Below are 24,410 nucleotides of genomic sequence, written 5' to 3'. Positions count from 1 at the left end.
CGTCGCCCTCCGTCTGGAGCGATTCATCGCACAGATGCGCACCGAATCCGACGAGTACGGCGCAGACGCCGCCGGGTTCCTCGGTGCCGCGGCGGAGACTCTGATCGGGGGGAAACGACTGCGCGCGCGCTTCTGCCACGCGGGCTGGCGCGCCACCGCGCGATTCTCCGATCGGAACGCGGCCGAGACCGACGCACTGTGGGACATCTGCGCCGCCTTGGAGATCTTCCAGTCTGCCGCGCTCGTGCACGACGATCTCATCGACAACTCCGACACCCGCCGAGGCCGCCCCGCCGCGCACCGCGCTCTCGAGAACTCGCATCGCACCGCGCGCTGGACCGGCGACGCCGCCGCGTTCGGACGCGCATCCGCGATCCTGCTCGGCGACCTGCTCGTCGCCTGGAGCGACGATCTTCTGGAGACCGCGCTCCGGGTGCACCCCTACGCCGGGACGGTCCGCACCGAGTACGCGCGCATGAGACGCGACGTCACGACAGGACAGTTCCTCGACATCGCGGAGGAATCCGCCTGGATCGTGAACGACAACGCCAGCCATGCCGAGCGCGCGCTGCGCGTCGCGTCGCTCAAGTCGGCGCGCTACAGCATCGAGCAGCCGTTGATCCTGGGCGCCGCGTTCGCCGGTGCGGAGGTCGATCAAGTGCAGGCACTGCGCCGCTTCGGCCGCCCCGTCGGGATGGCTTTCCAGCTGCGCGATGATGTCCTCGGGGTCTTCGGCGACGCTTCCGTCACCGGAAAGCCGGCCGGCGACGATCTTCGGGAGGGCAAGCGGACCGTTCTGGTCGCGCTCACCCGCGAGGCACTGGATTCCCCCGCCCGGACCGTCTTCGACGAGTTGCTCGGCGACCCCGAGCTGACGGCACAGCAGGTGTCGTTCCTGCAGGCGACGATCCAGGGGTCGGGCGCCCTGGCACGCATCGAGACGATGATCACCGATTATGCGCGGGAGGCCGATCTCGCCCTCAGCGGGGCTCGGCTCGACAACGCCGCCGTCGGAGATCTGCGGGACCTGGCACGCGCAGCGACAGTTCGCTCCGCCTGACCGGATCCGGCCGTACCGCCTGCGCCTCAGACGAGGGTGCGTGCGACGCGACGGACTTCGCTCTTGTGCCCCGCCAGCAATGCGGCGATCGGAGAACGCCCGAGGCTCTCATCGTCTTCGAGCAGCCAGTCGATGAGTTCGTCGTCGGTGAATCCGGCGTCCTGCAGCACGATGATCGTGCCGCGCAGAGAGCTGAGGGGGTGGCCGTCGACGATGAACACGGCGGGAACGGCGAAGACGCCCGTGCGGCGGGAACCGACCAGATAGTGGTCGTCGATGAGTCGGCGCACACGTCCGAGCGGTTCATCGAGCGCTTCGACGAGGTCGGGCATCGTCAGCCACTCGGCAGCAGGGTTCACAGCAACGTTCTCAGACACGTTGCCCACTATCTCATCTCAGAACGCGCACCGCATGTCGGCACTCCAGTCACATCCGTCACTTCAGTCACTTCTGTTGACTTCTGTTTACTTCCGTGTCAGCGTGTCAGGAGCTCGAAAAGGGGGCAACCTTGAGACTGCACACCGCCACGCGTCGCGCGCGTCACATCCAGCTGGGAGTGCCCGCAGCTGTTCTGGGAGCACTCGCGGGGACCCTCGCCGTCTCCCCGGCGGCCGCCGCCACGCAGGAGACGGCACCGATCGAACGGCTCAACGGCGCCACCCGCCTCGTGCCGGCTCAGGCAGCGCCGGCGAGCTACGTCGTGCGCGCCGGAGACACCATCTCGGCGATCGCCGGCCGGTTCGGCCTCCGCACTGTCGATGTGCTGACCTGGAACGGCCTCTCCTGGCGGTCCGTGATCTATCCGGGGCAGACACTCCGCCTCCTCGCACCCGAAGCAGCCGCCGCACCGGCAGCCCCACCCGCGTCCACCCCCACCACAGCCACGCACACCGTGGTCGCCGGCGACACCGTCTACGGCATCGCGAACAAGTACGGCACGAGCGTCGATGCCGTCCTCGCGGCGAACGGGCTCACCCGGGCATCGATCATCTACCCCGGCCAGAGGCTCGCCGTCTCCGGGAGTTCCGCACCGGCAGCGGCCGCCGCGCCCGCCGTGGTCGCGGCTCCGGCCGCCACGGGTGCCTCTCGCACGCACACCGTCGTCGCCGGTGACACCGTCTTCGCGATCGCCCGGAAGTACGGCACGAGCACCCAGACGGTGTTCGCCCTGAACGGTCTCGCCTCGTCGTCGGTCATCTATCCGGGCCAGCAGCTGATCGTCGCGCAGGCGGCTGCGGCTGCCACGACGTCCGCGCAGCACACCGCTTCCCTCGATGCCGAGCAGATCGCCACGGCCGCCCTCATCATCCGGATCGGTCGGGAGCTCGGTGTCTCCGACCGCGGGATCGCGATCGCCCTGGCGACCGGAATGGTGGAGTCCGGCCTGCGGAATCTGAACTGGGGCGACCGGGACTCGCTCGGCATCTTCCAGCAGCGTCCGAGCACCGGCTGGGGCACTCCCGCCCAGGTGCAGGACGCCGACCGCAGCACGCGCGTCTTCTACGGCGGCCAGCACGATCCCAACGGAACCGTGACGCGCGGTCTGCTCGACATCCCCGGGTGGGAGAAGATGGCGTTCACGGATGCCGCTCAGGCGGTCCAGATCTCGGCGTATCCGAGCAGATACGGCCAGTGGGAGACGCAGGCGTACCAGTGGCTCGCCGCGCATGGATGACCGCGATTCTGAAAACCCGAAGGCTCCAGGGGTGAGCCGTTCCCCAGGCTTTCAGGCAGTTCTCCATAGAATTCTGACGTGACGTCCAATCAGCAGGCCGACCCCCTCATCGGGCGGCTTGTCGACGGTCGCTACCGGGTACGCGCCAGAATCGCCCGCGGCGGCATGGCCACGGTCTACGTCGCGACCGATCTGCGACTCGAGCGTCGCATCGCGCTCAAGGTGATGCACGCGCACCTCAGCGACGATTCCGCCTTCCAGAGTCGCTTCATCCAGGAGGCGCGCTCCGCTGCCCGCCTGGCGGATCCGCATGTCGTCAACGTCTTCGACCAGGGGCAGGACGGCGAGCTCGCGTACCTGGTGATGGAGTATCTGCCTGGCATCACGCTGCGCGAGCTCCTCCGCGAGCAGAAGCGCCTCACGATCCCCCAGACCATCACGATCATGGACGCGGTGCTCGCAGGGCTGTCCGCGGCGCATCGCGCCGGTATCGTCCACCGCGACGTCAAGCCGGAGAACGTGCTCCTCGCTGAGGACGGCCGCATCAAGATCGGCGACTTCGGTCTGGCACGGGCGACCACGGCGAACACGGCGACCGGGCAGCAACTGCTCGGTACGATCGCCTACCTCGCGCCGGAGCTGGTGACGCGGGGAACCGCGGATGCCCGCAGCGATATCTACGCCCTCGGCATCATGCTCTACGAGATGCTGGTCGGCGAGCAGCCGTACAAGGGCGAGCAGCCGATGCAGATCGCCTTCCAGCACGCGACGGAATCCGTGCCGCGCCCGAGCGTACGCAACCCCGCCGTACCCGAGCAGCTCGACGAGCTCGTGCTCTGGGCGACGGAGAAGTCCCCCGACGAGCGTCCGGACGACGCCCAGCAGATGCTGGAGCGCCTCCGTGAGATCGAACGGTCGCTGGGGGTCGCGCCGGTCGCCGCCGCACCCAGCGCGCAGCCGATGCGCTCCCAGGCGGACTCGGGCGACCTCACGAAGGTGATGCCGGGGACCATGGTCATCGCCGATCCGACGGCTCCCGTGCCGCAGGCGGTCGACAACGCGACCATCCTGCGCCGACGGGCGTCGAAACGGCGGGCGCGGGGCGCATTCCTCCTCACTCTCGTGCTGCTGCTGGCGGTGCTGGCGGGCGGCGTGGGCTGGTGGTTCGGATCCGGCCCTGGATCGCTCATCACCGTGCCCAGCGTCGCAGGAGGCACGTACGAAGACGCCTCCGCAGCGCTCATCGATGCCGGCTTCGTGCCGGTCAGAGCTGAAGAGAACTCCATCGACATCGATCGCGACATCGCGATCCGCAGCACCCCCGGCGCAGGAGAACGGCTCGACAAGGGCACCGAGGTGACCGTCTACATCTCGCTCGGGCCGGCGTCGCACGCCGCGGAAGCACTGAACGGGAAGACCGAGAGCGATGCCAGGGAGTACCTCAGCGGGCTCAACGTCAACGTGACGGACGAGCCGCTCATCCTGTTCTCCGATGCGGATGCCGGCGTCGTCATCAACGCCTACGTCACCCCCCGCGCGGGCGGTGACGCCTACGCCTGCGGCGAAGGATGCGACCTTCTCGAGGACGACACGGTGGAGCTCTACGTCTCCGCCGGCGCCTTCCCCGACGTGTCGGGCATGAGCGTCGACGAGGCCACGTCGACCCTGACCGACAAGAAGCTGCTGATCGCCGACGAGTCCCGCTACGAGTTCAGCGGCAGCGTCGAGAAGGACCGTGTGATCGGCGTCTCGGATCGTGCGAGCGAAGGCAACTGGCGCCCCGGCGACACGGTGCAGCTCATCGTGTCGAAGGGCCCGGAGCTCTTCCCCGTCCCGGATGTGACCGGACGATCCTTGGTGGAGGCACGTCAGATCCTCGAGGACAACGGTTTCTCCGCCTCCTACGCCCCGTGGGGCGACCTTCCCGGCTTCGCGGAGATGGCGCAGGTCACCGGCCAGGACCCCGGATCGGACAAGTCCCTCCCCCGCGGCGGCACCGTCAAGCTGTCCATCCAGCTCACGGGCTGACCCTTCCCCCTGCCCCTGCCTGCGCGCACGGCTTCCGGGGAGACGAGAAAGCCGCCCTCCCCCGATCGGGAAGGGCGGCTTCGTCGTTCGCGTACGTGACGTCAGCGCTTCTCGAGCTCCTCAGCCACGAGGAAGGCGAGCTCGAGCGACTGCATGTGGTTCAGACGCGGATCGCACAGGCTCTCGTAGCGCGTACCGAGCGCGGCCTCGTCGATCTGCTCCGATCCACCCAGGCACTCCGTGACGTCGTCGCCAGTGAGCTCGACGTGGATGCCTCCGGGGAATGTGCCCACAGCGCGGTGCGCCTCGAAGAAGCCACGGACCTCGTCGACGACGTCGTCGAAACGACGGGTCTTGTAGCCGGTCGGCGTGGTGATGCCGTTGCCGTGCATCGGGTCGGTGACCCACAGCGGCTGTGCACCCGAGTCGCGGACGGCTTCCAGCAGCGGCGGGAGCGCATCGCGGATCTTGCCCGCACCCATGCGCGTGATGAAGGTCAGGCGTCCCGGCTCACGGTTCGGGTCGAGCTTGTCGATCAGCGCGAGGGCGGTGTCGGGCGAGGTCGTCGGTCCGAGCTTGACGCCGATGGGGTTGCGGATCTTCGAGAAGTAGTCGACGTGGGCGCCGTCGAGTTCACGCGTGCGCTCACCGATCCAGAGGAAGTGGGCCGACGTGTTGTACGGGGTGTCCGTGCGGGAGTCGATGCGCGTCATCGGCCGCTCGTAGTCCATGAGCAGGCCCTCGTGCCCGGTGAAGAACTCGACGCGCTTCAGCTCGTCGAAGTCCGCGCCTGCGGCCTCCATGAACTTGATCGCGCGGTCGATCTCGGCGGCCATGCGCTCGTAACGCTGGTTCGCCGGGTTCTGCGCGAAGCCCTTGTTCCACGAGTGCACCTCGCGAAGGTCGGCGAAGCCACCCTGCGTGAACGCGCGGATGAGGTTCAGCGTCGACGCGGCGGTGTGGTATCCCTGCAGCAGCCGACCGGGGTCCGCCTGACGCGAGCCTTCCGTGAAGTCGTATCCGTTGACGATGTCACCGCGGTAGGCGGGCAGCGTCACATCCCCGCGCGTCTCGGTGTCGCTGGAGCGCGGCTTGGCGAACTGCCCGGCCATGCGGCCCATCTTGACGATAGGCATGGATGCGCCATAGGTCAGCACGACCGCCATCTGCAGAACGGTCTTGATGCGGTTGCGGATCTGCTCCGCGGTCGCACCGGCGAAGGTCTCTGCGCAGTCGCCGCCCTGGAGCAGGAAAGCCCGGCCGGATGCCGCGCGAGCGAGGCGATCCCGGAGGTTGTCGACCTCACCGGCGAACACCAGAGGCGGAAGCCCGGCGATCTGCTTGGAGACCTCGGCGACGCGGGCGGCGTCATGCCACTGCGGCTGCTGTTTGATGGGGAGCGAGCGCCACGCGTCCAGGGCGTCGATGTCGTGCGGGAGCATCCCCCCAGCCTAGTGGGCGCACCGGGGCGTGGACGCCTCAGGAGCGCTGTGTGACGCGCGACGGAAGACGGTCCTTCACGGTCGACGCGTAGACGTCCTCGTAGTGCTGTTCACCGAGCCGCTGGAGGGCGACCATGATCTCGTCCGTGACGGAGCGGAGGATGTAACGGTCGTTCTCCATGCCCGCGTACCGCGAGAAGTCGAGGGGCTCGCCGATCACGATCCCGACACGCACCACGCGCGGCAGACGCTGCCCGATCGGCATCGCGGTGTCGGTGTCGACCATGACGACAGGGATGACGGGGACCTTGGCCTCCAACGCCATCCGTGCGATGCCGGTTCGTCCGCGGTACAGCTTGCCGTCGGGGCTGCGTGTGCCCTCGGGGTAGATCCCGAGCAGATCTCCTCCCCCGAGCACCTGCAATCCGGTGTTCAGCGAGGCCTCGGATGCCTTGCCCCCAGAGCGGTCGATCGGCAGCTGCCCCGTGGCCTTCATGAAGAACTTCGTCGCCCAGCCCTTGGGGCCCCGACCGGTGAAGTAATCGCTCTTGGCGAGGAATGACATCCGGCGGTCGATCACCAGCGGAAGGAAGATCGAATCGGCGAAGGAGAGATGGTTGCTGGCCAGGATCGCCGCGCCGTTCGCGGGCACGTTGTTTCGGCCCACGATCCAAGGACGGAAGATCCCTTTGACCAAGGGGCCGATCACCACGTACTTCATCAGCCAGTAGAACATCGAGGTGAAGTCTAGCGCCGCGCTCGGCGTCCACCAGGGCGTCTCGCTTCGGAACCCTCATCTCGCGACTCGGTTTCACCTTCTCTGCGACCGCGTCTCATGCTCTAGACTCGAACGCAACCCGTCCCGACAGGTACCGAAGGAGCTGCCGTGGTCCAGTTCGAAGTCCCCGCGATCGTCCCCGCCGACCCTCAAGCGAACATCGCCGACCTCCTGGTCGAACGCGTGAAGGCCACCCCGGACCGAGCTCTGTTCTCCGTGCCCGATGGCGACGGCTGGCGTGACATCTCCGCCGCCGACTTCCAGACCGCGGTCATCGCCGTGGCCAAGGGGTTCGTCGCCGCCGGCATCCAGCCCGGCGAGAAGGTCGGATTCCTGGCACGCACCACATACGAGTGGACGCTGATCGACTTCGCGCTCTTCTACGCGGGAGCGGTGATGGTGCCGATCTACGAGACCAGCTCCCCCTCGCAGATCCAGTGGATCATGGAGGACTCCGGGGCGATCTCGCTGATCGTCGAGTCCCCTGAGCACTTCGCGCGGGTCGACGAGGTGCGCAGCGAGCTGCCGCTGATCCGCGAGATCTGGCAGCTGCACCTGGGCGCCATCGACTCGCTCACCGCGCAGGGAGCCTCGATCGACGACGCCGAGATCGAGCGACGTCGCAGCCTGGCCGTCGGTTCCGATATCGCGACGCTCATCTACACCTCCGGTTCGACCGGCCGCCCCAAGGGCTGCGTGCTGACGCACAGCAACTTCGTCGAGCTCTCCCGCAACTCGGCGAAGGCGCTGAACGAGGTCGTGCAGACGCCGGGCGCATCCACGCTGCTGTTCATCACGACCGCACACGTGTTCGCGCGATTCATCTCGATCCTCGACATCCATGCCGGCGTGCGCACCGGACACCAGCCCGACACCCGTCAACTGCTCCCGGCGCTCGGATCGTTCAAGCCCACCTTCCTCCTCGCCGTGCCCCGCGTCTTCGAGAAGGTCTACAACTCGGCCGAGCAGAAGGCCGAGGCCGGCGGCAAGGGCAAGATCTTCCGCGCGGCGGCGGATGTCGCGATCGAGCACTCCAAGCTCATCGAGGCCGGGTCGAAGATCCCGTTCGGGATGAAGCTGAAGTTCGCGCTGTTCAACAAGCTCGTCTACAGCAAGCTGCGCGAGGCCATGGGCGGCAACGTCGTCTACGCCGTCTCCGGATCCGCCCCGCTCGGCTCGCGCCTCGGCCACTTCTTCCACAGCCTCGGTGTCGTCATCCTCGAGGGCTATGGCCTGACCGAGACGACGGCTCCCGCGACAGTGAACCTGGCCGACAAGTCGAAGATCGGCACGGTCGGCCCGGCTCTCCCCGGCGTCGGCGTCCGCCTCGCGGATGACGGCGAGATCGAGGTCCGCGGCATCAACGTCTTCAAGGAGTACTGGAACAACGAGGCGGCCACGACCGAGGCGTTCAGCGAGGGCGGATGGTTCCGCACCGGCGACATCGGCAGCTTCGACTCCGAGGGATTCCTCACGATCACGGGTCGCAAGAAGGAGATCATCGTCACCGCCGGCGGCAAGAACGTCGCCCCGGCAGCGCTCGAGGATCCCATCCGCGCGAACCCGATCATCGGGCAGGTCGTCGTGGTCGGCGACCAGAAGCCGTTCATCTCGGCGCTGGTCACCCTCGACCCGGAGATGCTGCCGACCTGGCTCGCCAACAACGGGCTCCCGTCCGACTTGTCGCTCGTGGACGCGTCGAAGAACGCCGCCGTCCGCGCCGAGGTGCAGAGCGCGGTGGATGCGGCCAACGCGCGGGTCTCCCGCGCCGAGTCGATCCGCAAGTTCACGATCCTCGACTCGGAGTGGACCGAGGCCTCCGGTCACCTCACCCCGAAGCTCTCGATCAAGCGCAACGTGATCATGAGCGACTTCGCGGATGAGATCTCCGCGCTGTACGACGAGCCGGTCTCCACGACCAACGTCGCGATCGGCGGCTGATCTCCCGTTTCACCTCGAAAGGGCCCCCTGTGCGTGCGCGCAGGGGGCCCTTTCGTGTCAGCGGGACGCGCCGCTCAGAACCAGGCGCTCTCGCGGACCTCGCGCATCGCGGTCCGCCGGGTCTCGGCGTCGAGGCGCGAGAGGTAGAGCTTGCCGTCGAGATGATCGGTCTCGTGCTGGAGCGCCTGTGCCATCAGCCCCTCTCCCTCGATCACGATCGGCTGTCCGTCGAGATCGATACCCTCGACGCGCGCCCACGGGTGCCGCAGGGCGTCATGCCACAGGCCAGGCACGGAGAGGCAGCCTTCACCGGTCGGCACCGCCTCGCCTCGCACCTCGGTCAGCACCGGATTGAGCACGTAGCCGATATCGCCGTCGATGTTGTAGCTGAAGGCGCGGAGCGCCACTCCGATCTGCGGAGCGGCCACACCGGCACGCCCTGGCAGTTCGACCGTGTCGATGAGGTCGGTCACCAACGCCCGTACTCCGTCGTCGATCTCATCTATCGGCGCGCAGACGGTGCGCAGCACGGGGTCGCCGAAGATGCGGATCTCGCGAACGGTCATCAGGCGGCCTTGCCCCGAAGACCCTCGACCAGCAGCGCCGCGAGCTCTCGCGCCGCCGCTCGCGTCTCCGGCTGCAGGTTCGCGAAGACGATCGTGCCGCCCCCTGCGATCTGGGTGTCGTACGGCATCCGGACCACGCGCTTGGCGCGGGTGGCGAAGTGCGACTCCAGCTCGTTCAGGCGCACGAGCGGAGCGCCCGGCGTCGACTGGTTCAGCACGACGATCGCGTCGCGCGCCTGCTCCGCATATCCGTTCGTCTCGAGCCAGGTGAGAGTCTCGGAGGCGAGTCGGGCCTCGTCGACGCTGAGCCCCGACACGATCACGATCTGATCGGCGAGATCGAGCGTCGCGGCCATCACGGAGTGCACGATCCCGGTTCCGGTGTCGGTGAGCACCAGCGAGTAGTAGTGCGCGGCCACGCCGGCGACGTCTCGATAGTCGTCGTCGCTGAACGCCTCGGCGATACGGGGGTCCGAGTCCGAGGCCAGGACGTCGAGCCGTGTCGCATCTCGTGCGACGATCGCCGAGATGTCGTGGTAGCCCCTCACCTCGTCGTGGATGCGGACGAGGTCGCGTACCGACTTCGAGTGGTGCGGACGAACGACGCGGTCGGCAAGCGTACCGCGGTCGGGGTTCGCGTCGACCGCGATCACGCGGTCCTCCCGCGCATCCGCGAGCGCCATGCCCAGGAGCGCGGTGATCGTCGTCTTTCCGACGCCGCCCTTGCGCGACAACACGGGGACGAAGCGAGCGCCGCCCACGAGAGGCGCCGCGATCCGGGCGGTCAGCGCCTTGCGCTCTCGGGCACGCTTCCCGTCTCCGATGTTGATGCGACGACCGGACATCGAGTAGAGCAAGTGGCTCCATGCTCCCTCCGGCTCCGGCTTGGCGACCCGGTGCGGATCGAGCAGTCGATCGGCGGTGAGCAGGTCGGCGGTCTCCCGCCCCGACTCGCTCAGATCGTCCAGTCGCTTCGAGGTCAGCGTCACCTCCGCACGCGCTGCGGCGCGCGTGGGCTGAGTGACGACCGCCTTCTCTTCGGGGGTGGGCACGGCGGTGGTCTCCTTCTCGATCGGCGCGGATGCGGCAGACGCGGACGTCACCTTCTCGGCCGACGCATCGGCGTCTGCTCTGGCCAGGAATCGCGCGGCGATCGCGGCTTCGTCGTCTGCGGAGGTCTTCTCGTCGACGACGACCGCGTCCGTGATGGTCTCGGTGGGCGTCGCGGCCGGCACCTGCGTCGCCGGCGCCTCGTCGATCACCGCATCGATGACGATGTCATCTGCGGGCGGTGTCATGGCGATCGGTTCGGCGGGCGGCGTGGCGGGCGCAGACGGGGCGGGACCCTCGACCTCGGGAACGCTCACTTCAGGAACCTTGGCCTCGGGAACCGTCACCTCGGCAGCCTTCACCTCGGGAGCCTTCGGTTCGGGAACGCTCACCTCGGGAGCCTTCACCTCAGGAACCTTGGCCTCGGGAACCGTCACCTCGGCAGCGACGGTCTCGGGAACCGCTTCTGCGGGCGCCGGCTTCTCCACTGTTGACGACTTCTTCTTCGCCTTCTTCGTCGTGTTCGCCTTCGACGCCGACTTGAGGAGTCCGGTGCCGACGGTCTCGGAGACGAGCGGATGCGGTTCCGGTTTCGCGGCAGACGCGGCGGACGCAGAGATGGGAGCGACCACCTCGGCCTCGAGCGGCGAGATCGCCGTGGTCGGCGACACCGCATCGGGCATCTTCACGCCTTCGATGGACACCTCGTCGACGATGAGGTCGGCGACGACTTCGCCGTCCAGGACCCCTTCATCATCGGGGTCGTCGTCCTCGTCCTGCGGAAGGACGACATTGACCTGCGCGGTCCCGCCGAGGATGCCGATGACCGCCGTGTCCACGGACGCGGCGTCATCGAGCACCCCCAGCGAGTTCTCATCGAGAGGTTCTGAAGTGTTCTTCGGGGTCACGGTGTCGCTCCAAGCCTGTGCGGGCCTCGGGTGCGCACCTGGTGCGCGGCCCTCGCCCGCCCAAGATTAGTGCGCGGGACGGATCACGACCAAAAGATCTCCGGCATCCACCTGCTGCGTCTCGGCGATCGCATGGCGTTCGACGACTCCATCGACGGGCGAGGTGATCGCCGCTTCCATCTTCATCGCCTCGATCGAAGCGACCGGTTCCCCGGCCCTGACGACGGCACCGATCTCGGCCTTGAGCGTCACCACGCCCGAGAACGGAGCGGCCACCTGACCGGGCACCGAGGTGTCGGCCTTCTCGACCTCGTGTGCATCCACCGTGATGGAGCGATCACGTATGAACACCGGGCGCAGCTGGCCGTTCAGCGTCGTCATCACGGTGCGCATGCCCCGCTCGTCGGCGTCGCCGATGGCTTCGAGCCCGACGTAGAGCTGCACGCCGCGATCGATCTCGATCAGATGCTCCTGACCCTGCACCAGACCGTAGAGGTAGTCGCTCGTGTCGAGCACCGAGAGGTCGCCGAACAGCTCGCGCATCTGCGTGAACTCCTGAGTCGGCGCAGGGAACAGCAGGGTGTTCAGTCGCGCACGCCGGGTGAGGCTGTCCCCCGCGAGGGCCGCTTCATCGTCCGCGGTGATGGCCGTCACGCCGGGGCGCACGGAGCGACCGGCGAGCACCTTGGTGCGGAAGGGCTCCGGCCATCCACCGGGCAGATCGCCCAGCTCTCCGGCCATGAAGCCCACGACCGAGTCCGGCACGTCGTACTTCTCGGGGTTCGCCTCGAAGTCGGCCGGGTCGGCCTTGACGGCCGCGAGGTGCAGGGCGAGATCACCGACCACCTTCGACGACGGGGTCACCTTCGGCACGCGCCCGAGGATGCGGTCCGCCGCGGCGTACATGTCCTCGATGAGTTCGAAGTCGTCGGCGAGACCGAGCGCCTTCGCCTGCTGGCGCAGGTTCGACAGCTGACCACCCGGGATCTCGTGGTGGTAGACACGGCCGGTGGGGCCGGGCAGACCCGACTCGAACGGCGCGTACTGGTGACGGACAGCCTCCCAGTACGGCTCGAGGTCGGAGACTCCCCCGAGATCGATGCCGCTGTCGCGCTCGGTGTGCGCGAGTGCGGCGACGAGTGCCGACAGCGAGGGCTGACTGGTGGTCCCCGACAGCGGGGCGGATGCCGCATCCACGGCGTCGACTCCCACCGCGCTGGCCGCGAGCAGAGTCGCGAGCTGACCACCCGGGGTGTCGTGGGTGTGCAGGTGCACCGGCAGGTCGAAACGCTCGCGGAGCGCAGCGACGAGCTTCGCGGCGGCCGCAGGACGCAGGAGTCCCGCCATGTCCTTGATCGCGATGATGTGCGCTCCGGCGTCGACGATCTGCTGAGCGAGCCCGAGGTAGTAGTCGAGTGTGTAGAGATCCTCGGCCGGGTTGAGCAGGTCTCCCGTGTAGCACAGCGCCACCTCGGCGACCGCGGTGCCGGTGCGGCGCACCGCCTCGATCGCCGGCCGCATCTGCTCGACGTCGTTGAGCGCGTCGAAGATGCGGAAGATGTCGACGCCGCTCGCCGCCGCCTCTGCCACGAAGGCATCGGTCACGGCCGTCGGGTAGGGGGTGTATCCGACGGTGTTGCGTCCGCGCAGCAGCATCTGGATCGCGACGTTCGGCAGCGCCTCCCGCAGCTTGTCGAGACGCTCCCAGGGATCTTCGCCGAGGAACCGGAGCGCGACATCGTACGTCGCGCCACCCCATGCCTCGACCGAGAGCAGACCGGGGGTCAGCTGCGAGATGTACGGCGCCACGGCGACGAGATCCTTCGTGCGCACCCGTGTGGCCAGCAGGGACTGGTGGGCGTCACGGAAGGTCGTGTCGGTGATCGCCAGGGCGGTCTGCTCACGCAGGCTGCGCGCGAAGCCCTCAGGGCCGAGCTCGAGCAGTCGCTGACGTGAACCGGCGGCAGGCTGCGCGGTCAGGTCGACGGCAGGGAGCTTGGTCCGCGGGTCGACGGCACCGGGATGCGCACCGTGAGGCTTGTTGACGGTGACGTCCACGAGCCAGTTCAGCATCTTCGTGCCACGGTCCTTCGACACCCGCCCACGCAGGAGCTCAGGGCGCTCGTCGATGAACGAGGTGCTGACATCGCCGGCGATGAAGGCATCGTCTTCGAGCAGCGCCTGGAGGAACGGGATGTTGGTGGAGACACCGCGGATGCGGAACTCCGCCAGTGCGCGGCGCGCACGGGCCACGGCGGCGGGGAAATCACGCCCGCGACAGGTGAGCTTGGCGAGCATCGAGTCGAAATGCGGGCTGATCTGCGCGCCCTGGTGCACGGTTCCGCCATCGAGACGGATGCCGGCTCCACCGGGCGAGCGGTATGTCGTGATCTTTCCCGTGTCCGGGCGGAATCCCTGGGTCGGGTCCTCCGTGGTGATGCGGCACTGCAGCGCCGCACCGCGCACGTGCAGGTTCTCCTGCTGCAGGCCCAGCTGCGCGAGGGACTGCCCGGCGGCGATCCGCATCTGGCTCTGAACGAGGTCGACGTCGGTGACCTCCTCCGTGACCGTGTGCTCGACCTGGATGCGCGGGTTCATCTCGATGAACACCACTTCGCCGGCGCGCTCCCCCGCCGTCTCCAGCAGGAACTCGACCGTACCGGCGTTCTCGTAGCCGATGGACCGCGCGAAGGCGACCGCGTAGCCGTGGAGGGCGGTGCGGATGCTGTCATCCAGGTTCGGGGCCGGAGCGATCTCGACGACCTTCTGGTGACGACGCTGCACCGAGCAGTCGCGCTCGAACAGGTGGACGGTCTCGCCGGTCTTGTCGGCGAGGATCTGCACCTCGATGTGGCGGGGCCGCACCACGGCCTGCTCCAGGAACATGCGCGCGTCACCGAAAGCACTCGCTGCCTCGCGCATCGCCTCAGCGAGCGCCGGTGCGAGCTCGTCTGCGGTCGCGACACGCCGCATCCCGCGACCGCCGCCACCCGCCACCGCCTTCGCGAAGAGCGGGAACCCGATCTCGGCCGCCTGGGAGACGAGGAGCTCGACGTCGTCCGACGCCTCCGTGGAGCGCAGCACCGGCACGCCGGCCTCGATCGCGTGCCGCTTGGCCTCGACCTTGTTGCCGGCCATCTCGAGCACGGCAGCTGGGGGCCCGATGAAGACGATCCCGTTCGCGGCGGCCTTCTCCGCCAGCTCCGGGTTCTCGGAGAGGAAGCCGTAGCCCGGGTAGATCGCGTCGGCGCCGGACTCGCGCGCGACACGGATGATCTCGTCGACGCTGAGGTAGGCGCGGACGGGGTGACCCCGCTCGCCGATCTCGTAGGCTTCATCAGCCTTCAGCCGATGCACGGAACCGCGGTCCTCGTGCGGGAAGACGGCGACGGTCCTCGCTCCGACTTCGACAGCCGCACGGAAGGCACGGATCGCGATCTCGCCGCGATTGGCCACAAGGATCTTCTTGAACATGCACACCTCTGAAAGCTCGATGTGCGGCGTTTTCGACGCACATGGGGCGGGGCTGAGTGTTCCCCCAGCCTAGGGGAAGGTAACGTGGAGTCCGTGCACGTACTCAGCGTCAGCTCTCTCAAGGGAGGCGTCGGCAAGACGACCGTGACCCTCGGCCTGGCCTCAGCGGCCTTCGCCCGGGGCGTCCGTACTCTCGTCGTCGACCTCGACCCTCAGTCCGATGTGTCCACCGGGATGGATATCCAGGTGGCCGGTCGGCTCAACATCGCCGATGTCCTGGCGAATCCGAAGGAGAAGGTCGTCCGACAGGCGATCACCTCCAGCGGATGGGCGAAGGTGCACCCCGGCACCATCGACGTCCTCATCGGCAGCCCCTCGGCGATCAACTTCGACGGGCCGCACCCCAGCGTGCGCGACGTGTGGAAGCTCGAGGAGGCACTCGCCGCCGTCGAAGCCGATTACGACCTCGTGCTCATCGACTGCGCACCGTCCTTGAACGCCCTGACGCGCACGGCGTGGGCGGCCAGTGACCGCGTCATGGTCGTCACCGAGCCCGGTCTCTTCTCCGTGGCCGCCGCCGACCGTGCCCTCCGCGCGATCGAGGAGATCCGTCGCGGCCTCTCGCCCCGTCTTCAGCCCCTCGGCATCGTGGTGAACCGCGTGCGTCCGCAGTCCATCGAGCACCAGTTCCGCATCAAGGAGCTCCGCGACATGTTCGGGCCGCTCGTCCTCTCGCCCCAGCTCCCCGAGCGCACCTCATTGCAGCAGGCCCAGGGCGCCGCGAAGCCCCTGCACATCTGGCCCGGCGATTCCGCACAGGAGCTCGCCGCGGACTTCGACCAGCTTCTCGACCGCATCATCCGCACCGGACGCATCGCCGTCGCGGACAACGGCACGCAGAACTGACCAGTACACGCGCACACAGCGAAACGGCCATCCTCATCGAGGATGGCCGTTCTGCGTGAAGCGGAAGCTGTTCTAGGCGGAACGCTGGGATCGACGGGCGCTGAGCTCGTCCACCGGGTCGGGGACCGTCGCGTCGAACTGCACGAGCGTCGACTCGACCTCGCGCAGGACTTTGCCCACGGCGATGCCGAACACTCCCTGCCCCCGGCTGACCAGGTCGATGACCTCGTCGTTGGAGGTGCAGAGGTAGACCGAGGCGCCGTCGCTCATCAGAGTCGTTCCGGCGAGATCGCGGATGCCGGCCCGGCGGAGTTCCTCCACCGCGGTGCGGATCTGCTGGAGCGAGATGCCGGTGTCGAGCAGGCTCTTCACGAGCTTGAGCACGAGGATGTCGCGGAAGCCGTACAGACGCTGCGAACCGGAGCCGCTGGCGCCGCGCACGGTGGGCTCCACGAGCTCGGTACGAGCCCAGTAGTCGAGCTGACGGTAGGTGATACCGGCGGCACGGGCCGCGACGGCTCCGCGATAGCCGACCTCGTCGTCCATGGCCGGAAGACCGTCCGTGAAGAGGAGTTCGGGCACGAAGCGCGGGTCTCCTGCGAGCTCATCCGCATTCATCTGAATTCCTCCCTGGAACGGTTATCTCCACGGTAGAGCAGTGCCCAGGCAGCAGCAATGACATCCGTGCGACGCCGAAGGTGTGTCGCAATCAGTTCGTTACGAAAGGACCCGCGACAACGCATCCTTGACGAAGAGCGAGCGCACCTCGTCGATCTTCGTGGCCAGTTCAGGCGCCAGCTCGCTCGCCTTGGCGCGCGACGTCGCATCCGTCCGGCGGAGCAGAGCCGACATCGCCGACTCGATGAGCGCGACCTCGCGTTCAGCGCCCTGGCGCAGTGAGCGGAGGTGCCGGGGCTCGATGCCGTGACGGTCGAGCGCCACGAGACCACGCAGCAGCGTGACGACCGACTCCGAGTAGTTCTCCTGCGCCGTGATGACGCCCGTGCTGATCGCATCGTTGAGCAGCTGAGGGCCGGCCCCTGCTGCGGCGAGGAGCTCGTCACGACGGTAGCGCCGCGGCGCCGGCGCGATCGAGGGAGGCGGCGTGAGGGAGGCACCCTCGCCGCGCGCATCCGCCTCGTCGAGCTGCTCACGGATGACGCTCAGCGGGAGATAGTGATCACGCTGCAGCGTGAGACCCAGACGGAGCCGTTCGATGTCCGCCGTGGAGAACTTGCGATATCCGGACTCAGTCCGAGAGGGAGTGACGATGCCCTGGACCTCGAGGAAGCGCAGCTTGCTGGAGGTGAGCTCGGGGAACTCCGGTGTGAGTCTGGCCAGCACCTGGCCGATACTCAACAGGCCCGCGGACGCAGAGCGTTCGCGGGCGGGAGAGGCCGCCATCAGATGTTCGCCGTGGGGCGATCGACGGGTGACACGAAGAAGTTCAGGCGGAATTTGCCGACACGGACCTCTGATCCGTCCACCAACGGGCTGCGGTCGACGCGTTCGCCGTTCACGTAGGTGCCGTTCAGGGAACGCTGGTCGATGATCTCGAAGGTCGCTCCGTTGCGGGTGACCTCGGCATGACGACGGGACACGGTCACGTCGTCGAAGAAGATGTCGGCCTCGGGGTGGCGTCCGACCGTGGTCACGTCCGTGTCCAGGAGGTACCGCGCACCGGCGAGAGCGCCGGAACGCACCAGAAGGAGCGCGGATCCCGAAGGCAGCGCCGCGATCGCGGTCTGCTCCACATCGGTGAGTTCCACGCCGAACGGCACGAAGGACAGGTCCGAATCGTGTCCGAACGTCTGCGTCACGTCATGTCGTTGTTCGCCGGAACGGTGAATGGCCGAGTCACCTGCCGGTCGGCTGTCGCTGTCTGTCACTGTGCCCTCCTCACCATCCAGACTAACGGATTCCGAAGCCCTCCTGGGAGGCCGCCTTCACACTCAGCCATCCCCGACCGGAGTTTCATAGGCTGGGAGGGTGCAGACCACAGCCCGTCGCTTCCCCGTCGTCCCCGTCGCGCTGGCCGCGACCCTCCTCGCCGCATTCCTGGTGCTCTTCTCACCCCTCGCCGCCTCCGCGCACGACGCCCTGGTGTCGTCGTCTCCGGAGGCCGACAGCACCGTCGACACTCTTCCGAGTGAATTGACGCTGACCTTCAGCGCCAAGCTGATCACAGGCGACGGAGCGACCGAGGTCGTCGTGACCGACGCGGACGGGAACTCGGTCACCGACGGCGAACCGACCGTGGACGGGGCGATCGTGACGCAGCCTCTGCAGGCCGCAGCCGCAGCCGGCGAGTACCACGTCATCTGGAAGGTCGTCTCGAGCGACGGTCACCCCACATCGGAGGAGTTCTTCTTCACCGTCAGCACCGGCACCGCATCGACGCCCACCGCCACCCCCACGACGGCTCCGGCCACGACCACTCCCTCATCGGAGCCGACCACCGCCCCGGATGCGACCACCGCTCCGGCAGCGGAGGCGGATTCCTCATCCGGCGCGTCCGCCTGGATCTGGGCGCTGTCGATCGGCGGCATCGCGGTCATCGCGGCGCTGATCGTCTGGTACACCGTTCGCGCCCGGCGGAACGGCTCCACGACCGATTCCGACCCCTCTTCGGAGCGATAGGCTTAACGCATGCCTCATTACGACGTCGTCATCCTCGGTGCAGGTCCTGGTGGATACGTCGCTGCGGTTCGCAGCGCGCAGCTCGGCCTGTCCACCGCCATCATCGAGGAGAAGTACTGGGGCGGTGTCTGCCTCAACGTGGGCTGCATCCCGTCCAAGGCCCTCCTGAAGAACGCGGAGCTCGCGCACACCCTGAACCACAAGGCCGAGTTCTTCGGCATCTCGGGTGAGTTCACGATCGACTTCGGCAAGGCGTTCGATCGCAGCCGCGAGGTCGCGGAGGGCCGCGTCAAGGGCATCCACTTCCTGATGAAGAAGAACAAGGTGACCGAGTACAACGGTCGCGGCACCTTCACCGGCCCCAAGGCGATCTCGGTCGCCAAGGCCGACGGCTCGACGGAAGAGGTCACGTTCGACAACGTGATCATCGCGACCGGCTCCAAGGTGCGACTGCTCCCGGGCGTCACGCTGAGCGAGAACGTGGTGACCTACGAAGAGCAGATCATGACCCGTGAGCTGCCGGAGTCGATCGTCATCGTCGGCGCCGGTGCCATCGGCATGGAGTTCGCCTACGTCCTGACGAACTACGGCGTGAAGGTCACGATCATCGAGTTCCTCGACCGCGCGCTCCCCAACGAGGACGCCGACGTGTCGAAGGAGATCACGAAGCAGTACAAGAACTACGGCGTCGACATCCTCACCTCCACCAAGGTCGAGACGATCGTCGACAACGGTTCCTCCGTCACGGTCACCTACACCGGCAAGGACGGGCAGCAGAGCTCGATCGATGCCGGCAAGGTGCTCATGTCGGTCGGCTTCGCCCCGAACATCGAGGGCTTCGGCCTGGAGAACACCGGCGTGAAGCTCACCGAGCGCGGTGCGATCGACATCGACGACCACATGCGCACCAACGTCGAGGGCATCTACGCGATCGGTGACGTGACCGCCAAGCTGCAGCTGGCTCACGTGGCCGAGGCCCAGGGCGTCGTCGCTGCCGAGACCATCGGCGGCGCGGAGACACAGACCCTCGGCGACTACCGCATGATGCCGCGTGCGACGTTCTGCTCGCCGCAGGTCGCCTCGTTCGGTCTCACGGAGCAGCAGGCGAAGGACGAGGGACGCGAGATCAAGGTCGTGTCCTTCCCGTTCATGGCCAACGGCAAGGCCCACGGCCTGGGCGAGCCCGTCGGCTTCGTCAAGCTGATCGCCGACGCCGAGCACCTCGAGCTCATCGGCGCGCACATGATCGGTCCGGACGTGTCGGAGCTCCTGCCGGAACTGACCCTGGCCCAGAAGTGGGACCTCACGGCGCTCGAGCTGGCACGCAACGTGCACACGCACCCGACGCTGTCGGAAGCGCTGCAGGAGGGCTTCCACGGTCTCGCCGGCCACATGATCAACTTCTGATCCATCCGCATCACGAAGGCCCGGTCCGCTCACGCGGATCGGGCCTTCTGCGTCAGATACCCCGCATCGTGATCAAACCCGCACTCGCCCGGCGCAGCGGGCGGCTGCCGAGCAAGCGGATGAGACCGTCCCGCGCGGCGAGCGGTATCCCGTTCGACGGTCTGCCCATCGACATGTAGAAGGCCGAGCGCCGTTGCGCGACCCGCGCGGATCGTCGCGTGCGCCGCCCGTAGCCGCGGAAGTCGTAGCTCCCTCTGTCGCGATCGCGCACGATCCTCTCGGCGAGGTGCACCGCGTCCATCCACCCGAGGTTCATGCCCTGCCCGCCGATCGGGCTGATCTCATGCTGTGCGTCGCCGAGCAGGACCACCCGTCCCCGTCCGTGGGATCGTGCCGTGTGCTGAGCGGCGTCGAAGACGCTCGGCGCCATTTCGTCCGGAACATCGGGCCGGACACCGGTGCGGGCCTCCACGACGGCCAGGAACGCCGCAGCGGTCACCGGCTCAGCTCCCGTGGATCCCTGACGCACGACCCAGCGCCGCCGACCCGCGGGCAGCGGAAAGGACTCGACCAGACCGTCGGGCTCGCAGTACAGGCGTGCGCGCCTGTCGCCCGAGAGGTCTGCGGCGTCTGCCATCGCGTAGGCGCCGGATCCCGCGCGGGGACGCCAGGCGATCCCGAGCTCCTCGCGTCGCGCACTGCGCACACCGTCTGCCGCCACGACCAGCGCCCCGGTGATCTCGCGGACGCCGTCACCCGTGTGGACGGATATGCGAACGAACGGCCCCTCGTCACGCACCGTCCGCACGGCGTGCCCAGAGAGGAGTGCGGCGGGCGACAGCAGTCTCAACCGCTCCCGCAGCAGCGCGTCGGTCTGCTGCTGCGGGAGGACGAGGACCGGCCGATCGGAGGTGAAGGTGAGCGAGGCCAGCGTGCGCCCTCGGCTGATCACATCACCGCCGTCCAACCGGAGCGCCTCCCGGCGGACCGACGGTCCGAGTTCCACCGCATCGAGCGCATCCAGCCCCGGCCGGTGGATGCCGATCGCGCGCGTACGCGGATCGGCCGCAGCGCGCCGCTCGCACACCACGACATCGACCCCGTCCTGCACGAGCAGACAGGCGAGCAGCAGGCCGACGGGGCCTGCACCCACGATCACGACCTCATGGTCGGGCATCGCCCGGCTCCCACCGCAGTTCGAGCCGGAAGGGCGCCCGCGCGCGTACCGACCACCCCTCCGGGGCAGCGGCCGCGAGCTCCTCCCGCGTGTACGAGCGGCGGATGCTGATCAACCCGTCCTCGCGGATGAAGGTCCCGGCCAGGACCGTGCGGGCGAACGGCGCCGTGGCGGCGCGGAAGAGTGCGTAAGCCGCGCCGGCCCGCGCGATGTCGTGATGCACGACCACCCCCGACTCGCCGACGAGCGTCCGGGTGTCATGGAGCAGCTGCGACAGCTCGGCAGCGGAGAGATGGTGCAGCACATGATTGGACAGCACCACATCGAACTGCGCGCCTTCCCCGACCAGCTCGTCCGCGAGCGCGCAGCGGTACCCGATCCCGGCGCCGTCGTCGTGCGCCGCCGCCCACCGGATGGCCCGCTCATCGGCATCCAGCGCCGTGATGTCTGCGGCCAGACCGTCCCGGCGGAGGCGCCGGGCGAGATCGCGGCACAGGTCTCCCCCACCTGCTCCCACATCGAGGATGCGTATGCGACCGCGACGGGCGCGGGCCCGGATGTCGCGTCGATAGACACCGCCAGGGCGCGAGACCAGGGCGTTCACGAGGCGGAATCGGTCGTAGGTGAGACCGAGCATCCGCTCATCCGCATCGGGCTCGTCCATCAGCTCGCGGGCATCGACCGCCCGGGCCGACAGGTCAGGCCCCACGGGTCCCTGACCGGTCGACGGTGAAGAGGGCACTCTCGGCGGTCAGTCCCGGACCGAACGCCATGGCGGCGACGCGCTCACCCGGCTGGGCGCCCTCCTGCTCCAGGATGCGCTTCAGCACGAACAGCACGGTCGCGCTGGACATGTTGCCGTTCTCGCGGAGCACCTCCCTGGCCGGATGCAGTTGCGCGTCGCTGAGGTGCAGCCGCTCCTGCACCCGATCCAGGATGCTGCGGCCCCCGGGATGGATCGCCCAGTGCTCGACGCTCTCGCCGATCGTCCCGCCGTCGAAGGCCGCGATCAGGCCGTCTTCCCTGGCGTAGAGCGGACGGAGAGCATCGATGATGGTCTCGCCGATGATCTGCGGCACGGCGGTCGACAGGATCATCTCGAACCCGGAGTCCCCGATCATCCAGGCCATGTCGCTCTCGCCCTGCGGAGCGATCGCGGTGTGGAACCCGTCCAGCCGCAGGCCGGGCACCGCGGTCGCGAGGGACCGCGCGGTCGCGAGGGACCGCGCGGTCACGATGCCGGCCGCCGCACCGTCGGCGAACAGCGAGGAGGCCACGATCGTATCGGGGTCCTCGGAGGAGCGCAGATGCAGGGTGCACAGCTCGACGCTGACGATCAGGACGACCGCGTCCTGATCGGCCGCGCAGAACTGGCTCGCCGCGCGCAGTGCGGGCATCGCCGCGTAGCACCCCATGAAACCGAGGTGATAGCGCTGCACGCCGTCGCTCAGCCCGAGGGAGCGCACGATCTCGTAGTCGGGGCCGGGCGCGAAGAAGCCGGTGCACGAGACGGTGATGACATGCGTGATGTCGCTCGCCGAGATGTCCGGATCCGCCTCCACCGCGCGACGGGCCGCAGCGACGAAGAGCGGGAACGCCTCGCGGACGTAGACCTCGTTGCGTGTCTTCGTGCTCGGAGACAGCAGGCCGCCGGTCGCGCGGTCGAAGAAGACCGGGTTCTCCGCCACCGCGGTCAGCGACAACTCGTCGATCACGGTGTGCCGGGTGTCGATGCCCGAGACGTTGAAGGACGTGGAGACGATCCGCTGGGCCAGCCGCCCGAGGTCGGGCTGCGAGCCGAAGACGTCACGGACCTCGTCCTGCCGCAGCACGGTGTCGGGAACGATCGTCTGGAGTGATCTCAACACGGCAGGGCGACTCATGATGTCACTCAAGCACCCCTGAGCCCATCGAGGAAGGGGCTTGCGCCGTGTCGGCACCTCTGCGAAGACCGGTGGTCAACGACGCCGCGGCCGGACGACCTCGGGTCAGAATCCCAGGGCGCGTGCGAGCTTGGAGCCGGAGGCGGAGTCTCGTCCGCCCGCCGCACGTATCGCGTGCTCGACCGCCGCGAAGAAGGACTCCCTGCCCGCGGCATCCGCCGGCGCGGCCGGGCCCAGTTCCATCTCCCACTCGCGCCATTCGCGCTGCACGCCCTGGCGCAGATCCGTGGCGCGGACGCGGTCGTCGACGAACTCCGCCACGACACCGGCCGACCCGGTGAGGAGATAGGCGGTGCGGTCGTTCTCGATGCGGGCGATGGGATGCAACGGCGCAGTGGTCCAGCGTGCGATCGTGGTCGCGACGGCCTCAGGCAGGTCTTCGCCCTCGCCGAGCGGCCAGCCGAGTTCGAGACGGCCGTCGCCCTCACGCGGGCCCTTCACATGCCAGCCCTCGTCCGGACCTCCGGTACGGCGGCGCAATGCCACCCCGGCGCGAGCCAGCGCACCGTCTTCGGTGTCGAGGTAACGCGCATCGAGCGCACGGGCCTCGCCCGTCGTCACGGCGTCGACCCCGGGAATCCCCTCCCAGAGCGGCAGGGGCGTGGCGACGTCGACGTCGTACTTGCGCTCGACCTCGACCGTGCGAGAGGGCTCAGTCATCCGAAGGACTGATGTCCTCGAGAGCCTCGTCGTACCAGTAGTCGATCTCGGTGGGACCGTCGTCGGTGCCGGTGTTCGCGGGCTCGCCACGGCGGTTGTACACCACCTGCGTCTCGCTGTAGGGGACGATCAGCTTGTCGTCCGCGTCGCCGAGAGGAATGATCTGCCCGTCCAGCGGGCCGCCGTGAAGTCGCGCGAGTGCCATGACTTCACCCTAGCCCTGACCTCCCCCGACGAGGCGAGGGCGGGCGGTGTTCCGTTCAGGTGAACACGATGCCCACGGCAGCGCCGGCGATCATCCACGGCCCGAAGGCGATGCGGGTCGCGCCGTCCGCACGATGGAGCGCGATCAGCGCCAGTGCGTAGAGTGCACCGAGCACGAAGGCCGAGGCGGCTCCCACGGCGAGCGCCTGCCAGCCGTGCCAACCGAGGACCAGTCCGATGACGAGGGCGAGTTTGACGTCGCCCCCGCCCATCCCCGCGGGGCTGAGCAGACGCAGCACGACGTAGAAACCGCCGAGGATCAGTGCTCCCAGGAGGGCGCGGATCAGGCCGTGCGTCTCACCGGTGCCCGCCGCGTCGAGGAGCACGAGGACGAGCAGCCCCGCCAGCGTCGGCAGCACGATCCGATTCGGCAGGCGATGCGTGCGGGCATCGATCACGACCAGCCATCCTCCGATACCGGCCAGAGCCAGGTGCACGAGGGCCACGAGTACGGTGCGCAGATCCATGTCCGCAGGCTAGAGAACGGTCGC

At 68.2% G+C, this 24,410-nt stretch carries 22 protein-coding genes; 7 read left to right on the top strand and 15 right to left on the bottom strand.

All coding sequences use genetic code 11. The annotated features are described in order from the left end of the window. The first annotated feature begins 34 nt into the window (after positions 1–34). A complete protein-coding gene (locus tag FB560_RS06625) occupies positions 35–1,060 on the top strand; it encodes a polyprenyl synthetase family protein (RefSeq protein WP_407662565.1) in 1,026 nt (341 codons plus the stop codon). Positions 1,061–1,086: 26 nt separating this feature from the next. On the opposite strand, the gene FB560_RS06620 is transcribed toward FB560_RS06625, so the two are convergent. Beyond that, positions 1,087–1,446 carry an Rv2175c family DNA-binding protein gene (locus tag FB560_RS06620; RefSeq protein ID WP_407662548.1) on the bottom strand — a complete coding sequence of 120 codons (360 nt, stop codon included), beginning with the start codon at positions 1,444–1,446 and terminating at the stop codon, positions 1,087–1,089. 122 nt (positions 1,447–1,568) lie between these two features. Between FB560_RS06620 and FB560_RS06615 the strand changes: the two genes are divergently transcribed. Further along, a complete protein-coding gene (locus FB560_RS06615) occupies positions 1,569–2,735 on the top strand; it encodes a LysM peptidoglycan-binding domain-containing protein (protein WP_141871632.1) in 1,167 nt (388 codons plus the stop codon). Positions 2,736–2,813: 78 nt separating this feature from the next. After that, positions 2,814–4,763, top strand: a complete 1,950-nt coding sequence (gene pknB, locus FB560_RS06610) for a Stk1 family PASTA domain-containing Ser/Thr kinase (RefSeq protein ID WP_141871631.1) — start codon at positions 2,814–2,816, stop codon at positions 4,761–4,763. Positions 4,764–4,864: 101 nt separating this feature from the next. Here pknB and FB560_RS06605 read toward each other — a convergent pair whose 3' ends face one another. Together FB560_RS06605 and FB560_RS06600 are read right to left on the bottom strand one after the other, a co-directional pair. Further along, entirely contained in the window at positions 4,865–6,205 is a 1,341-nt protein-coding gene (locus FB560_RS06605; protein ID WP_141871630.1) for a class II 3-deoxy-7-phosphoheptulonate synthase, read from the bottom strand. 37 nt (positions 6,206–6,242) lie between these two features. Next, entirely contained in the window at positions 6,243–6,941 is a 699-nt protein-coding gene (locus FB560_RS06600) for a lysophospholipid acyltransferase family protein (RefSeq protein WP_141871629.1), read from the bottom strand. 150 nt (positions 6,942–7,091) lie between these two features. Here FB560_RS06600 and FB560_RS06595 point away from each other — a divergent pair, with 150 nt between their 5' ends. Beyond that, positions 7,092–8,924 carry an AMP-dependent synthetase/ligase gene (locus FB560_RS06595; protein WP_141871628.1) on the top strand — a complete coding sequence of 611 codons (1,833 nt, stop codon included), beginning with the start codon at positions 7,092–7,094 and terminating at the stop codon, positions 8,922–8,924. A gap of 74 nt (positions 8,925–8,998) precedes the next feature. On the opposite strand, the gene def is transcribed toward FB560_RS06595, so the two are convergent. The 3 genes from def to FB560_RS06580 form a co-directional block, all read right to left on the bottom strand. Then, complete coding sequence (gene def, locus FB560_RS06590; RefSeq protein ID WP_141871627.1) at positions 8,999–9,490, bottom strand: peptide deformylase; 492 nt, start codon at positions 9,488–9,490, stop codon at positions 8,999–9,001. Further along, positions 9,490–11,448: a MinD/ParA family ATP-binding protein gene (locus tag FB560_RS06585; RefSeq protein ID WP_141871626.1), complete on the bottom strand. Its 1,959-nt coding sequence runs from the start codon at positions 11,446–11,448 to the stop codon at positions 9,490–9,492. Before FB560_RS06585 ends, def begins: the two co-directional genes overlap by 1 nt. A 66-nt stretch (positions 11,449–11,514) precedes the next feature. Then, a complete protein-coding gene (locus FB560_RS06580; RefSeq protein ID WP_141871625.1) occupies positions 11,515–14,922 on the bottom strand; it encodes a pyruvate carboxylase in 3,408 nt (1,135 codons plus the stop codon). 93 nt (positions 14,923–15,015) lie between these two features. Here FB560_RS06580 and FB560_RS06575 point away from each other — a divergent pair, with 93 nt between their 5' ends. Further along, on the top strand, positions 15,016–15,828 hold the full coding sequence (locus FB560_RS06575) for a ParA family protein (protein WP_141871624.1): 813 nt from the start codon (positions 15,016–15,018) through the stop codon (positions 15,826–15,828). 72 nt (positions 15,829–15,900) lie between these two features. Here the strand turns inward: FB560_RS06575 and FB560_RS06570 are convergent, their stop codons facing one another. From FB560_RS06570 to FB560_RS06560, 3 genes are all read right to left on the bottom strand, one after another. Further along, positions 15,901–16,446 (bottom strand): MerR family transcriptional regulator, encoded by a 546-nt coding sequence (locus FB560_RS06570; protein ID WP_141871623.1) that lies wholly within the window; start codon positions 16,444–16,446, stop codon positions 15,901–15,903. A 99-nt stretch (positions 16,447–16,545) separates the two neighbouring features. Then, a complete protein-coding gene (ftsR, locus tag FB560_RS06565) occupies positions 16,546–17,232 on the bottom strand; it encodes a transcriptional regulator FtsR (protein WP_141871622.1) in 687 nt (228 codons plus the stop codon). Beyond that, on the bottom strand, positions 17,232–17,717 hold the full coding sequence (locus tag FB560_RS06560) for an FHA domain-containing protein (RefSeq protein WP_141871621.1): 486 nt from the start codon (positions 17,715–17,717) through the stop codon (positions 17,232–17,234). Before FB560_RS06560 ends, ftsR begins: the two co-directional genes overlap by 1 nt. Positions 17,718–17,817: 100 nt before the next feature. Between FB560_RS06560 and FB560_RS06555 the strand changes: the two genes are divergently transcribed. Next, positions 17,818–18,468 (top strand): copper resistance CopC family protein, encoded by a 651-nt coding sequence (locus FB560_RS06555; RefSeq protein ID WP_141871620.1) that lies wholly within the window; start codon positions 17,818–17,820, stop codon positions 18,466–18,468. A gap of 9 nt (positions 18,469–18,477) precedes the next feature. Then, positions 18,478–19,875 (top strand): dihydrolipoyl dehydrogenase, encoded by a 1,398-nt coding sequence (gene lpdA / locus FB560_RS06550; RefSeq protein ID WP_141871619.1) that lies wholly within the window; start codon positions 18,478–18,480, stop codon positions 19,873–19,875. Between the two features lie 52 nt (positions 19,876–19,927). Here lpdA and FB560_RS06545 read toward each other — a convergent pair whose 3' ends face one another. From FB560_RS06545 to FB560_RS06520, 6 genes are all read right to left on the bottom strand, one after another. Further along, positions 19,928–21,052 (bottom strand): FAD-dependent oxidoreductase, encoded by a 1,125-nt coding sequence (locus FB560_RS06545; protein WP_141871618.1) that lies wholly within the window; start codon positions 21,050–21,052, stop codon positions 19,928–19,930. Beyond that, a complete protein-coding gene (locus tag FB560_RS06540) occupies positions 21,039–21,761 on the bottom strand; it encodes a methyltransferase domain-containing protein (protein ID WP_141871617.1) in 723 nt (240 codons plus the stop codon). The genes FB560_RS06545 and FB560_RS06540 overlap by 14 nt, the downstream gene beginning before the upstream one ends. Then, positions 21,751–22,935 carry a type III polyketide synthase gene (locus FB560_RS06535; protein WP_170198083.1) on the bottom strand — a complete coding sequence of 395 codons (1,185 nt, stop codon included), beginning with the start codon at positions 22,933–22,935 and terminating at the stop codon, positions 21,751–21,753. Before FB560_RS06535 ends, FB560_RS06540 begins: the two co-directional genes overlap by 11 nt. A 105-nt stretch (positions 22,936–23,040) precedes the next feature. Beyond that, positions 23,041–23,655, bottom strand: coding sequence for a CYTH domain-containing protein (locus tag FB560_RS06530; protein ID WP_141871616.1), 615 nt, complete (start codon positions 23,653–23,655; stop codon positions 23,041–23,043). Beyond that, entirely contained in the window at positions 23,648–23,860 is a 213-nt protein-coding gene (locus tag FB560_RS06525; RefSeq protein WP_141871615.1) for a response regulator, read from the bottom strand. The genes FB560_RS06530 and FB560_RS06525 overlap by 8 nt, the downstream gene beginning before the upstream one ends. Positions 23,861–23,915: 55 nt before the next feature. Continuing rightward, positions 23,916–24,386 carry a prepilin peptidase gene (locus FB560_RS06520; RefSeq protein ID WP_141871614.1) on the bottom strand — a complete coding sequence of 157 codons (471 nt, stop codon included), beginning with the start codon at positions 24,384–24,386 and terminating at the stop codon, positions 23,916–23,918. Positions 24,387–24,410: the final 24 nt, after the last annotated feature.

The organism is Microbacterium saperdae (assembly GCF_006716345.1).
GTDB classification, from domain to species: domain Bacteria; phylum Actinomycetota; class Actinomycetes; order Actinomycetales; family Microbacteriaceae; genus Microbacterium; species Microbacterium saperdae.
The sequence above is the reverse complement of the archived record's forward strand: the minus strand, read 5'-3'. Positions and strand labels throughout refer to the sequence as shown.